General features: G+C 62.6%; 11 protein-coding genes. 1 reads left to right on the forward strand and 10 read right to left on the reverse strand.

Annotated features, from left to right (window positions below):
• Positions 1-3: 3 nt before the first annotated feature.
• Positions 4-411 carry a hypothetical protein gene (locus tag B2G88_RS08275; RefSeq protein WP_054863343.1) on the forward strand — a complete coding sequence of 136 codons (408 nt, stop codon included), beginning with the start codon at positions 4-6 and terminating at the stop codon, positions 409-411.
• Between the two features lie 5 nt (positions 412-416).
• On the opposite strand, the gene mce is transcribed toward B2G88_RS08275, so the two are convergent.
• From mce to dnaJ, 10 genes are all read right to left on the reverse strand, one after another.
• Positions 417-806 (reverse strand): methylmalonyl-CoA epimerase, encoded by a 390-nt coding sequence (gene mce, locus B2G88_RS08280; protein WP_054863344.1) that lies wholly within the window; start codon positions 804-806, stop codon positions 417-419.
• Between the two features lie 65 nt (positions 807-871).
• Positions 872-1,774 carry a DUF6159 family protein gene (locus tag B2G88_RS08285; RefSeq protein ID WP_054863345.1) on the reverse strand — a complete coding sequence of 301 codons (903 nt, stop codon included), beginning with the start codon at positions 1,772-1,774 and terminating at the stop codon, positions 872-874.
• A gap of 160 nt (positions 1,775-1,934) precedes the next feature.
• Positions 1,935-2,774: an aldo/keto reductase gene (locus B2G88_RS08290; RefSeq protein WP_054863346.1), complete on the reverse strand. Its 840-nt coding sequence runs from the start codon at positions 2,772-2,774 to the stop codon at positions 1,935-1,937.
• 106 nt (positions 2,775-2,880) lie between these two features.
• Positions 2,881-4,560, reverse strand: coding sequence for an acyl-CoA mutase large subunit family protein (locus B2G88_RS08295; RefSeq protein ID WP_087714502.1), 1,680 nt, complete (start codon positions 4,558-4,560; stop codon positions 2,881-2,883).
• Between the two features lie 92 nt (positions 4,561-4,652).
• A complete protein-coding gene (locus tag B2G88_RS08300; protein WP_087714503.1) occupies positions 4,653-5,258 on the reverse strand; it encodes a GNAT family N-acetyltransferase in 606 nt (201 codons plus the stop codon).
• Positions 5,259-6,030: 772 nt separating this feature from the next.
• On the reverse strand, positions 6,031-8,046 hold the full coding sequence (locus B2G88_RS08310; RefSeq protein ID WP_087714504.1) for a beta-galactosidase: 2,016 nt from the start codon (positions 8,044-8,046) through the stop codon (positions 6,031-6,033).
• Between the two features lie 104 nt (positions 8,047-8,150).
• Complete coding sequence (locus B2G88_RS08315) at positions 8,151-8,723, reverse strand: NAD(P)/FAD-dependent oxidoreductase (protein ID WP_054863348.1); 573 nt, start codon at positions 8,721-8,723, stop codon at positions 8,151-8,153.
• Between the two features lie 78 nt (positions 8,724-8,801).
• Entirely contained in the window at positions 8,802-9,563 is a 762-nt protein-coding gene (locus B2G88_RS08320; protein WP_087714505.1) for a hypothetical protein, read from the reverse strand.
• A gap of 146 nt (positions 9,564-9,709) precedes the next feature.
• A complete protein-coding gene (locus tag B2G88_RS08325) occupies positions 9,710-10,303 on the reverse strand; it encodes a DJ-1/PfpI family protein (protein WP_087714506.1) in 594 nt (197 codons plus the stop codon).
• Between the two features lie 151 nt (positions 10,304-10,454).
• Positions 10,455-11,609 carry a molecular chaperone DnaJ gene (dnaJ, locus tag B2G88_RS08330; protein WP_087714507.1) on the reverse strand — a complete coding sequence of 385 codons (1,155 nt, stop codon included), beginning with the start codon at positions 11,607-11,609 and terminating at the stop codon, positions 10,455-10,457.
• Between the last annotated feature and the right edge of the window lie 94 nt (positions 11,610-11,703).

Genomic DNA, 11,703 nt, shown 5'->3' on the forward strand with positions numbered 1-11,703 from the left:
CACATGGTGGATGACGACCTCGAACTCGAGCGTGATATCGGCCAGGCAACGATTGTCTACGACGAACCGGACGAAGGGACGGTCAGAAAGACAGTCCCGAACGAACACATCGCCTACTTTCAGGACCACTGGATAATCAAGACCGACGAGGACGAGGAGGGCCACGATATCGTCCGTCGCGTCCCCGCCCAGCGAGTGCACTACGTCGAGCGCTCCGTCGAGCAGTTCGAAGAGGAAGTCGCGACGCTCGTCGATCAGGTCCAATCGTTCGCGGCCGATCTGCGGACGAAACTGCCAGTCGGCGGGGGAAACAGCGAGCAACAACGTGAGCCTGACGACCCGCCCGAACCGCATCGTATCAACATCGAGGAAGGGAGTCCCGACGGCCCAGACGATTCGACGTCCCAGTAGCGCGGTCAGTACTCGACGAACTCGAGCAACACGCCGCCCGTATCCGCCGGGTGGAGAAAGGCCACCGTGTGTCCCCACGCACCGGGACGTGGCTCCTCGTCGATTAATCGAACATCACTCGCGCGCGCACGCTCGAGCGCGCCCTCGAGATCACCAGTCGCGAGCGCGAGGTGGTGAATCCCCGCACCGTGTGAGTCGAGATACTGCGCAATTGTCCCGTCCTCGAGTGGCTCGAGCAGTTCGAAGTAGCCGTTTCCGCAGTCTACAAAGACGACGCGCATGCCGTCGAACTCCTCTTCGTGGGCGATCTCGAGGCCGAAGAGGTCTGCGTACAGATCGGCGAGTTCGGCCGCGTCGTCGGTCGCGACACCGGCGTGATCGAAATGCGTGTTCATACTGTCCGTTCGCGGACGGCCTTCAAAAATCGCTGGGCGAGTCGGCCCTCGGCAAACAGTTGCAGTTAGTCCGCTCGAGGCGAAAGTTCTCGAGAGCCGGTCGACGCCGACTGTTCGGTGCGGCCGCCGAGCGTCTCGAAGTCGAAGTTGTCGAACTCGGAGGGAGCGGTGCCTTCGACGGCGTAGACGTACAGTGCGGTCTTTGCGACGCCCCAGATCGTCTGGCCGAGGACGTAGGTGAACGCGAGTGCACCGCCGACGAGGACGACCGCGAGGACGAATCCCGGTGCGGGGACGACGGAGGCGACGGCGAGCGAAATCGCAAGTGCGCCACCGACGAACACGAACCCGATGAGCGCCGTAATCAGCGTGATGCCGAAGCCGGCACCCAGCGTCTCGCCCCACGTCTCCTTAAATGTCGAGCCACTGCGCGTGAACATCGACTTGATAGAGACGTCTTCGAAGACGATCACCGGCACGATGAAGAAGGTCATAATCGACCAGCCGACGGCGAACAACGCCCCGAGCAGCGAGGCGACGGGGTTGTCCGATCCCTCGAGACTCTTGAGGATCACGCTGACGGTCGCAGCGATCACCGACCAGACCATGATTGGACCGAGCCGGTCACTGACTGCGCTGAGACACTTTCGCACCGCCGGTTCGCGCCCGTGAAACGCCTCGTTCGTCCCGTAGACCAGCGCAGCCGAACAGTACGTACTGACGAACGTCGTCACTAGATACAGGACGAAGAGGACGGCGTACTCGAGGCCGCTGCCGAGCGCGTCGGCGATCAACAGCGGGCCAAAGAAGAGCGCGAAAAAGAGCAGGCTCGAGGCACCTGCGAGTGCCGGAAGGACCAGGAGTCGGGGATGGTGTCGAATCACACTGATACTGTCTTTGGTCAACGTCCAGCCGGTTTTGAGCCGACCGAAGAAGCCGATTTTCGTTCCGTTCGCGTTCGATAGCATGGGTGCTCTATATGGGTATCATGTGTTAAAATATACGATGAGTTTCCGACGAAGAAATCGAGATGACGATCTGGGACGACCGATGCTCGAGGTCGTCCCTCCAACCAGTTGACCTCGAGTGCGTCACCAGTCTGTACGCGAGCCACCCTCGAGCCCGCCGTCAGCGAAGCCCCAACTTCGCAGCGAGCTGGTTCCAGACGCCGTCGCCGACCGCAGTTACCGCCTCCATCTCGTCGTCGGAGAGTTCGAAGTCGAACACGTCCGCATTGGTCTCGATATGTGCTCGACTCGAGGCCTTGGGAATCGCCGCGACGGGCGGTTGCTGGATCAGCCAGCGCAGCGCGACCTGCGCCGCGGACTTGCCGTGTGTATCGCCGATCTCGGCGAGTCGGTCGTCACCCGGCACCGCACCCTCTGCGAGCGGACTGTAGGCCGTCAGGCAAATATCGTGCTCGGCACAGAACTCGAGCAAGTCGTCCTGGTGATAATACGGGTGATACTTCACCTGATTCGCGACGATGGGTGTCTCCGAGTGGTCGGTCGCGTCCGCGAGTTGGCTCGCCGAGAAGTTGCTGACGCCGATGTGGTCGACCGCGCCGTCGGTCTGCAGGTCGTTCATCGCCGCGAGCGTCTCCTCGAGCGGTGCCTCCTCGCTCGGTGCGTGTAACAGGAGCAGGTCCACGGTTGCCAGCCCGAGGCGCTCGAGGCTCTCGCGAGTCGACTCGAGCACGTCGTCGACGGCGGCGTTGTCGGGATGGACCTTGGTGACGACGAAGACGTCATCGCGGTCGACATCGCTCGCAGCGATGGCCTCGCCGACTGCCGCCTCGTTGTCGTACATCTGCGCGGTATCGATGTGGCGATAGCCGACCTCGAGTGCGGTTTCGACCGCGCGCCGACACTCGTCGCCGGTCATTCGTGCGGTTCCGAAGCCAAGGGCGGGAATCTCCGCACCGCCGGCCGTAACGGTCGCCGTCGGATCGTCCGGACCGAGTTCCATGCGCTGAGACACGGCCCCGCGGGGCTTGAACATCCGGGCGGCAGTTTCGCTCTCGAGAGAGTCACATTGTTCGCGGTCGACAGCCGCGCGCTGATCGAAGCCGGGTTCAGACCGCGCCGGGCTGATACTCGCCGAACTCGTCGCGCAGGACGTTACAGATCTCACCAACCGTCGCGTACGCCTTCACCGCATCGACGATGTACGGCAACAGATTGTCGTCCCCTTGTGCCGCCTCGCGCAGCGCCTCGAGCGTCGCGTCGACCGCCTCGTCATCGCGGTCGTCCCTGACCGACTCGAGGCGGTCAATCTGACGTTGCTGGTCCTCGTCGGTGACTTCCTCGACGTCCATTTCGGGGTCTTCGTCGACTTCGAACTCGTTGACGCCGACGATGATGCGCTCGCGTTCGTCGATCTCTCGCTGGCGGTCGAAGGCCGTGTCCTGAATCTGGCGCTGGACCCACTGCTGTTCGACCGCCTCGAGCATCCCGCCGCGGTCGTCGACGGCCTCGAGAATCTCGTAGGCCTCTTCCTCGACCTCGTCAGTCAGCGATTCGACGTAGTAGCTGCCCGCGAGCGGGTCGATGGTGTCTGCCGCGCCGGACTCGTGAGCGAGAATCTGCTGAGTCCGCAAGGCGGTGCGGACGGACTCTTCGGTCGGCAGTGCGAGGGCTTCGTCCTTGCCGTTCGTGTGCAGACTCTGCGTTCCGCCGAGAACGGCGGCGAGCGCCTGGTAGGCGACCCGGACCACGTTGTTCTCGATTTGCTGTGCGGTGAGCATCGAGCCCGCGGTCTGGGTGTGGAACTTGAGCTGTTTGGACTTCGGGTTCGCCGGGTCGAAGCGCTCGTCCATGATGTCGTGCCACATCCGGCGGGCGGCGCGAAACTTCGCAACCTCCTCGAAGATGTTGTTGTGTCCGTTGAAGAAAAACGACAACTGCGGGGCGAACTCGTCGACATCGAGTCCGGCGTCGATGGCAGCCTCGACGTATTCGATCCCGTTACCCAGGGTAAAGGCCAGTTCCTGTGCGGCCGTCGAGCCGGCCTCGCGGATGTGATAGCCCGAAATCGAGATGGTGTTGAACTTCGGCGTCTCAGAGGCACAAAAGTCGAAAATGTCCGTGATGATCCGCATCGACGGCTCCGGCGGGTAGATGTAGGTGTTGCGCGCGATGTACTCTTTGAGGAGGTCGTTCTGGATCGTTCCGCGCAACTCCGCGCGGTCGACGCCTTGCTGGTCGCCTACCGCAATGTACATCGCGAGTAAGACGGCAGCGGGCGCGTTGATCGTCATCGACGTCGAGACTTCATCCAGCGGAATGCCCTCGAAGACGGTCTCCATGTCCGCAAGCGAGTCGATTGCGACGCCGGCTTTCCCGATCTCGCCCGCCGCCATCGGATCGTCCGAGTCGTAGCCCATCTGCGTCGGCAGGTCGAAGGCCATCGAGAGTCCGGTCTGGCCCTCCTCGAGCAGGTAGTGATAGCGCTCGTTGGTGTCTTCGGGCGTCGAGAAGCCAGCGTACTGACGCATCGTCCACAGCCGCCCGCGATAGCCCGTCGAGTAGACGCCGCGCGTGTACGGCGGTTCGCCGGGATAGCCGAGGTCGGCTTCGTACTCGAGATCTGCGACATCGTCGGGCGTATAGAGACGGTCGACCTCCTGGCCGCCCGTATCAGTGGTAAAGGTTTCCTGGCGTTCGCCAAAGCGCTCGAGGGTCGGGCCGACCGTCTCCTCGTGCCACTCCCCGTGGCCCTCGCGGATCGCCTCGAGGTCGTCGTCATCAAACATATCACTTCGTACGCGGGCCGGGATTGAAAAGTATGCAGCGCAAGGATGGCGACTCGAGGTGCTGGCCGCTGACGGCCAGCGCCAGGTACAGACTATCCGCCGGTGTCGTACTTGTAGGTCGCCGAGTCGGGATCGATGCCGAAATCCTCCGGGGCATCGTCGGTTGACACCTCGTCGTCTCCCTCGGGTGCGCGTTTGAACGCTTCGCGGAGGGCGGCTGGCATCCGGAATCGGTCGACCTCGAGTGCGTATGGAACCGCATCGGGGTCGACGCCCTCTCGCTTGCTCTCGAGGCGTGTTTGCAGTGGGTCGGGCAGATTCGATTCGTCGATTCGGCGGAACCCAAACTGTGCGAGATAGCTTCCCTCGCCGGTCAGCGTGTAGACGGTGTCAAAGCCCTCGTCGCTGGCGTACTCGATGAGTCGTTCGATAACGTGTGCACCAACGCCTTGTCCGCGCCAACCCTCGAGGACGCCGATGCTGGTCAGTTCGCAGTATTCCGTGGGTTCGTCACTCTCGTCACGGTCGGCACTGACGCGGTGAATTCGAATTCGGCCAAAGCCGGCCTTCTCGTTTGAGAGTTCGTCGACGGCAATGACGTAGTCGCGCGAGCGGAACGCCGTCTCGTCGAGCCCCATCGACTCGATGTGGTCGAGTAGCCAGACCTCCTCTCTGTTTTTCGCGTCCCGCACGTACATGGCCCACTATAGGTGATGCCGGCCAAAAGCATTTGTGGGTTGCCAGGTGCAAGCACCGACTCGCGGCGATCACACTTGTTCGCCGAGAATTCGATTTGAAAACCGCAGTACACACTCCGTTCCCTGAGACGGGCCGCATGAAACGTGTGTCCGTCGAACTCGCGAAACAGTGGTCGGTTTGCCCTCGAGCATCCCCGGAGAACGCAATCGAGTAAACTATATGTGGTCTCGTGTGTATATATGACATACCATGGCCGAGTGTGCCACGTGTGGCGATGACGTGCCCCAACTCTTTGAACACCGCGTGCGGTCCGAAACGATGACACACCAACGAACGAAACGCAGTTGCGCGGACTGTCACCCATCGCTGCCGAGTACGTCGAAACGGCTGGTCACCGACGGCGGAACGACCACATCGGCTTGCCCGACCTGTTCGGGCCCAACCGTCGATACTGATGGTCCGCTCACCTGCGTCGACTGCGGCTGGACCCCACGGGAGTACCACGCTCGGTTCTCACTGTCCTGGTCCGAACGTCTGTAACGCGCGAACGCGCTGTTTTCGACGGCTATAGAGTCTGTACTCGCATTTCCTCGAGCGACTGGTACACCTCCGAACGTACATCATACATTGAATATCGCTATATCAAATCGGTTAATAGCGGCAACAGTGTCTCGAGTCGAACACACGAACACAGCCCTCGCTGTGGCCTCGAGCGTGTCTGAATCGGAACACAGCGCGGGACGATCCTGCGCACCAAAAGGGGCGTGCGGACTAAGTTTCGAGGTCGATCTCGAGTTCGTGGGCGGGCGCGTCGACAACCGCAAGGTCGCGACCCGAAACCGTCTCGTCGCCGAGGACGAGCGTGCCGGAGCCAGCGTCGACCGTTACGGCGTCCGTTCCGAAGTTCGTGACCCACGTGTAGCCGTCGCGTTCGGTCAGGCGGACGCGCCCGGGCAGGCGTTCGCTGACTGGGACATCCGCGCGCTCGAGCAGACCCACCGAAATCGCGTCCGCGAGGTCCGCCTCCGGCCAGACGCCAACGTATTCGACGTGGCCGTCGCCCACAGCGTTGCGGACGATGGCGGGTTCTTCTGTTCCGGGCCCTGACTCGAGGCGACCGATGACTGTCCCGTCGTCTGGCTCGAGCCACTCGGCCCACGTCTGATACGCGTAGGACTCGCCGTCGTAGCTCACCTGCGTCTCGACGCCCGGCGAGAGGCTCTCGTGTTGTGCGACGTGTGCGCCGAGGGCCTCCGCGAGCGGCCCTGGCGCGAGTTCGTCGCGCAGATGGTCGTGTTCGTCTTTCATCGCCGAGCGGATCGTCAACAGGAGTTCGCCGCCGTCCTGGACGTACGCCGTCAGTCGATCCGCAAGATCGTCGTCGACGAGATGGAGCGACGGCGCGACGAGGGCAGCGTACGCCTCGAGGTCGGCGCTCGTCGACACGAGATCGACGGTCACGCCGCGTCGCCGGAGTGCGCGATAGTACGCACGCAGATGCGCCCAGTAGTCGAAGTCGGGCGAGTGGGCCTCGGCGTGAGTCGCCCAGAGACTGTCGTAGTCGACGAGTATCGCAACGTCGCCGCTTGGAGCGTCGAGATCAGGGAGAGACTCAAACTCCGCGGCGGTATCCGTGGCTTCCTCGAGGCCGCGGTCTGGTGCGCCGTCGTAGTTGTTCAACGCGCCCCAGTACTGTTCCTGGCCGAACTGGCAGCGCCGCCAGCGGAAGTACGAGACCACGTCGGCTCCGTGGGCGGCGGCCTGATGCGTCCAGAGGCGAATCATCCCGTCGTCGGGTTCCGCCGAGTAGGGAAATGCCCGGATGTCGCCGGCCTGGTTCTCCATAACCCAGAACGGGCCGTCACTTGCGCCACGATAGAGCGCGTGGTTCATCCCCGTCACGTCCGGGTCGCCGGCGCGCTGGAGGTCGTCGCCCATCTCCTCGGGCGCGGGCGTATCGGGAGCATCCTGCGTATGCAGCGTCGGGTAGGAGTCCCACGCGGCAAAATCGAGATCTTCGCTCACGTCGAAGGCATCGAGCGGGTCGAAATCACCCATGAAGTTGTGCGTGACGAACCAATCATCGTCGGCCTCGCGGAGGAGATCGACGTGCAGCCGGTTGTACTCCACGACGCTGTCGCTGGCGAAGCGATTGTAATCGAGCAGTCTCGAGGGGTGGTGATTCGCCGCCGTCGGCCCTGGGAGATCGACCTCGGAAAAGCTCCGGTACTCCTGGCTCCAGAAGGCATTGCCCCACGCCTCGTTGAGGTCGTCGATTGAGTCGTAGTACTCGCGAAGCCACGTTCGGAATGCCGACGCGCAGTCATCGCAGTAACAGCGAACGGTCTCGTGACAGCCGTACTCGTTGTCAGTCTGCCAGCCAGCGACGTGCTCGTGGCCCGCAAAGTGATCGGCCAGGTTCTCAATGATACGGCGACTCTCACGCCAGTAGACGGCCGAGTTGAAACAGTAGTGTCTCCGACTGCCGAACTCGAGTGGCGTTCCATCCGGCTCTTCCTGTCGGATCTCGGGATACTCATCGAGCAGCCACTTCGGCGGCGTCGCCGTCGGCGTACACAACACCGCCTGCATGTCGTGCTCGCCGATCAGGTCGACAGCCGCCTCGAGCCACTCGAAGTCGTACTCGCCGGGCTCGGGTTCCATCCGATTCCAGGCGAACTCGGCCATACGGACGTACTCGATACCCGCCTCAGCCATTCGCTCGATATCGTCCGCCCAGCGCTCACGCGGCCAGTGTTCAGGAAAGTAACAGACGCCAGTGTGCATCATCGTGAACACGCCCTGAAAGGCCAATAAAGCACGGGCCGCGGCAGAGTGTGACAAGGAGCCGGCCGCGACAGACTGCGATGGACCACGGACTCGAGTCAGCGCTACTCGGAACGAAACGACGGCACGTCGCCGGGCGTATCGAAGTCGTGGTAGTGCTCGCCCAGTTCGGTACTGAGAATCGAGAGCGCGGCTGCGGCTCCATCCCCCGCAGCGATGACGGCCTGCCACTCCTCCGCGCGGACCATGGCACCGGTCGCATACAGGTTGTCGACGCTCGTTGCCATATCCAGATCGACATCGACCGTGTCTCTGTCGTCGAGTTTACAGCCGAGATCCTCGGCAAACGAGCGGTCCGCGCCAGTCGCGAGTATCGCGTACGAAACCTTGTACGTCGCATCAGCCGTTTTGATCCGAAAACCGTCGGCGATCCTGTCGATACCAGTTACCGCCTCGCCAGTATGTATCTCTGCGCCGCGATCACGGACCTGCCCGCGCGTCAACTCCATGTACTCGCTGCCGCTGATGCTTCGAATCCCCGGATAGTTGAACAGATGTGCCTTGTGCATCCACGTCTCGTCAGTGTCGAAGACGGCCGTCTCGAGGCCGTTTTTCGCCGTAAACAGTGCGGCACTCAACCCGGCAGGGCCACCGCCGACAATCGCAACATCGGGCATGCCTCGAGTCACCACAACGGGCAAAATAAAGGATAGTACCGATACTTGAGAGCCTCATCCGACTCGAAACGAACGAGGCTACGCTAGTGAGATGTCCTCGAGCACGATGTGCTCTGCTTCCGGAACAGACGCCACGTCACCGTCACTCGTCGTCACAGCGTACTTGCCGAGTTCGTCAGCATCGTCAGCTCCCAACACAATCGTTCCTTCGGCGAGCAACGGCGCAAGAACGCCCGCAACGACCGTTCGACAATCCGAGAGCGGTGTGCGAACAACGATGCGATCCCCACGCTCGAGGCTGTTGTCGTCGATCACGTGCTGTGCCGCCGCAATCGCCTCGGAGTGGCTCACGCTTCGTTGACCATCGGTAACCAGCGCAGTCTCAGGGTCGATGGACACCGGCGGGAACGACGGGTTCTCACTCCAGAGTCCGCCGTTGAAGTTGTGGATGTCCGGCTGCTCGGGCTTGTCACCGTAGCCGATTCGCTGTGCACCCACTGGGAGGTCGTACGTTCCCGACTCGAGGTCTTCGACGGGTGCGACAAGCGCGCGAAACGAGTCATCGCCAGCTAGGTCAGTCGGTGGGTCGAACCGAGTCCGGGCCTCGAGCAATGTCGCCCCAAAAAACGCAAGCAAGGCAAGCGGGCCAGTGCCGACGACGCCGACGGTCACGCCGTTTCGAACCCCCGAATGTCGCAAGAAGTTCCCGGCTTTCCACGCGGTGGTACAGAGCCAGTGGTGGTCGTACTCCCGGCCAGTCGCATCGACGAGGGTCGTTCGGTCGCCCCAGCGCTCGCGACGCTCGCGCGTGAACAACTCGTCGACTGTCGCGGCGGTCATACCGAACCCTGGGGAGCGCTGCAAAAAAGGCCGCCGATACCGACGGACCCCATCGCTGTCAATTACCGCCGTATGGCGGGCTGTACTCGTTTTCGACCGATTTGAAACGGTCAGTCATAACCTGCAACTCACGTTAGCCGGCAGTCTCAGTCGTCCGCAGCCGCCGGCTCGGCGTGCTCGACGTCCGTCCCGAGACAGTCGAGGAACTCGGCGAGCCACTCGGGATGATCCGGCCACGCCTGGGCGGTCACGAGGTTGCCGTCGCAGGTGACGTCGTCTTCCCACTCTCCGCCTGCCGCGATCACGTCGGCCTCGAGTGCGGGATACGCGGTGCAGGTCCGTCCCTCGAGGACGTCCGCTGCAGCGAGAATTTGGAGGCCGTGACACAGCGCCGCGACGGGTTTGTCCGCCTCGAAGAAGTGCTGGACGATCTCGAGCACGTCGTCGTAGGTCCGGAGATACTCGGGCGCGCGGCCGCCGGGGACGACGAGGGCGTCGTAGTCCGCAGGATCGACGTCCTCGAAATCGTGGTTCAGTTCGAAATTGTGGCCCGGCTTCTCGGTGTAGGTCTGGTCGCCCTCGAAGTCGTGGACGGCCGTCGGACAGGTGTCGCCCGCCGCTTTCTCCGGACAGACGGCATGGACCTCGTGGCCGACCATCTGGAGCGCCTGGAACGGAACCATTACCTCGTAGTCTTCGACAAAATCGCCGGCGATGAGCAGTATTTGGGCGCGTGACATAGTGCCTCACGTGTTGGTACGTTAACAATCGACTTAACCTGTGTTGGACGGTCTCGTGACAGTCAGACTTCCGAATAGGTTGCTGGCGAACTCCACCTAGAACGAGGAACCAAAAACAACTCGAGCGAGCGGTGGATGTCGACTAGTCTAGTCAGAACGCCCGCTTGATCTTCTCGAAGAAGCCTTCCTTGATCTCGATTTCGTCACCGCCAGCCTCGGCGAACGCCTCGAGGGCCTCACGCTGTTCCTCGTTGAGTTTCTCGGGCGTCACGATCTGAATCTGGACGTAGAGGTCACCCTGCCCGCGTCGGCGGAGTCGAGGCATCCCCTTGCCACCGAGGCGGAACGTCTCGCCGCTCTGGGTCCCAGTCGGCACCTCGAACTCGACTGCACCGTCGAGCGTCGGCACCTCGACCGTATCGCCGAAGGTCGCCTGTGGGAACGAGAGTGGAAGTCGGTACCGGAGATCGTCGCCCTCCCGCTCGAACTCCTCGTGCTCGCGGATCGTAATATCAATCAGCAGATCACCGTGCGGGCCGCCGTCCGGACTCGGCGCACCCTCGCGTTCCATCCGCAGCGTCTGGCCATCCTGAATCCCTGCTGGCACCTCAATCGTCAGCGTCGCCTCCGTGCGAACGTATCCATCACCGCGACACTCGCTGCAGGTCTCGGAATACAGCGTTCCCTCACCCTCACAGCGCCGGCACGTCGTCGTCTGCTGAACGCGACCGAGCGGCGTCTGCTGGACCTGGCGTTTCTGACCCTGGCCCTGACACTCCGGACACGTCTGGGCATCCGCATCCGGCGGGTGTCCCTCACCGTCACACGACTCACAGGTCTCCGGACGCTCGAGGGTAAACTGCTTTTCCGCGCCGTTGAACGCCTCCTCGAGATCGATCTCGAGTTCGGTGCGCAGATCCTGGCCTTTGCGTTGGCGACGACCGCGGCCGCCACCGCCACCGGTGAACATCTGCTCGAAAATGTCACCGAGGCCGCCGCCCATGCCGCCACCGCCCATGCCGCCGAACGGGTCGCCACCCATGCCACCGGCACCGCCACCGGCGTCGTAGCCGTGCTTTTCGGCCTGCTCGTAGCGGTCGTGGCCCATCCGGTCGTAGGCGCTTCGCTTTTCCTCGTCAGTCAGAACCTGCTTTGCCTTCTGGATTTTCTTGAACTTCTCCTCCGCGTCGGGATCGTCGCTGACGTCCGGGTGATACTCCGTTGCCTTCTCCCGGTAGGCCGATTTGATCTCGTCGGCGGAGGCGTCCTGGCCCACACCGAGTACGTCGTAAAAGTCCTCGCTCATTCGTTAGCCACTGATACTCGCTTGCGCCACTTGAAACGAACGTTCCGGTACGAACTTTTTCCGCGGCGGGTTCGCCGCTGGCGAACCACTTGCG

Source organism: Natronolimnobius baerhuensis, assembly GCF_002177135.1.
Taxonomy (GTDB): Archaea; Halobacteriota; Halobacteria; order Halobacteriales; family Natrialbaceae; genus Natronolimnobius; species Natronolimnobius baerhuensis.

Excerpts from the sequence above, each read along its gene's own strand:
- B2G88_RS08275 (WP_054863343.1), top strand. The coding sequence starts at position 4 with ATGGTGGATGACGACCTCGAACTCGAGCGTGATATCGGCCAGGCAACG.
- mce (WP_054863344.1), bottom strand. The coding sequence starts at position 806 with ATGAACACGCATTTCGATCACGCCGGTGTCGCGACCGACGACGCGGCC.
- B2G88_RS08285 (WP_054863345.1), bottom strand. The coding sequence starts at position 1,774 with ATGCTATCGAACGCGAACGGAACGAAAATCGGCTTCTTCGGTCGGCTC.
- B2G88_RS08290 (WP_054863346.1), bottom strand. The coding sequence starts at position 2,774 with ATGGAACTCGGTCCGGACGATCCGACGGCGACCGTTACGGCCGGCGGT.
- B2G88_RS08295 (WP_087714502.1), bottom strand. The coding sequence starts at position 4,560 with ATGTTTGATGACGACGACCTCGAGGCGATCCGCGAGGGCCACGGGGAG.
- B2G88_RS08300 (WP_087714503.1), bottom strand. The coding sequence starts at position 5,258 with ATGTACGTGCGGGACGCGAAAAACAGAGAGGAGGTCTGGCTACTCGAC.
- B2G88_RS08310 (WP_087714504.1), bottom strand. The coding sequence starts at position 8,046 with ATGCACACTGGCGTCTGTTACTTTCCTGAACACTGGCCGCGTGAGCGC.
- B2G88_RS08315 (WP_054863348.1), bottom strand. The coding sequence starts at position 8,723 with ATGCCCGATGTTGCGATTGTCGGCGGTGGCCCTGCCGGGTTGAGTGCC.
- B2G88_RS08320 (WP_087714505.1), bottom strand. The coding sequence starts at position 9,563 with ATGACCGCCGCGACAGTCGACGAGTTGTTCACGCGCGAGCGTCGCGAG.
- B2G88_RS08325 (WP_087714506.1), bottom strand. The coding sequence starts at position 10,303 with ATGTCACGCGCCCAAATACTGCTCATCGCCGGCGATTTTGTCGAAGAC.
- dnaJ (WP_087714507.1), bottom strand. The coding sequence starts at position 11,609 with ATGAGCGAGGACTTTTACGACGTACTCGGTGTGGGCCAGGACGCCTCC.